We start from the raw sequence: 605 nt of genomic DNA, 5'->3' as shown, positions 1-605 counted from the left end.
GCGTTGGTGGGTGGCGCGATCTCTTACGGGACCGCCAAGGTCACCTCGGCACTCAAGAGCGCCATGCATGGCTCACCCAATCCGGTGCACAGTGCGACGGGGGCCAAGGTCTTGGGCGAAGAGGAGGAGCTGGACTTTGTCCTGCCCGGTCTGCTCCCTATCGATTGGCAACGTTTCTACAACAGTCTCGATACACGTCGCGATGGCCTCTTCGGCGCAGGCTGGAGCGTCGACTATGAGGTGTCCGTCGAAATAGATGCCGATGAAAACCTTTTCTATATCGATGAGCAGGGACGGCGCCTGGAGATCGGTTATATCCCGTTGTCCGGTGGCGCGTTCGATCCCGGCGAAGGCCTCGCGGTGAGACGCAACGGCGACGGCGCGGTATTGATCGAGAGCATCGACGGCCTTTATCGGCTGTTCGAGCCCGATCCGCTGAACAGTTCACGGATGCGCTTGCACTTGTTGGGTGATCGCAATGAAGGTCGGATCTTCCTTGATTACGATGCCCAAGGACGGCTGTGCCGCCTACGCGACACCCATGACTTGATGCACGTCGACCTGAGCTACACCGCAGAGCATCCTGGGCGTGTAAGCCATATCGA

Annotated in this window: 1 protein-coding gene; it reads left to right on the top strand. The window is 59.3% G+C overall.

The window, feature by feature from the left end; translation table 11 throughout:
* On the top strand, nucleotides 1-605 hold a 605-nt coding region (locus E1K68_RS27515; RefSeq protein ID WP_244858950.1), incomplete at both ends, for a DUF6531 domain-containing protein.

It is taken from the genome of Pseudomonas sp. B2021 (genome assembly GCF_018135665.1).
GTDB lineage: Bacteria > Pseudomonadota > Gammaproteobacteria > Pseudomonadales > Pseudomonadaceae > Aquipseudomonas > Aquipseudomonas lactis.
The sequence above is the reverse complement of the archived record's forward strand: the minus strand, read 5'-3'. Positions and strand labels throughout refer to the sequence as shown.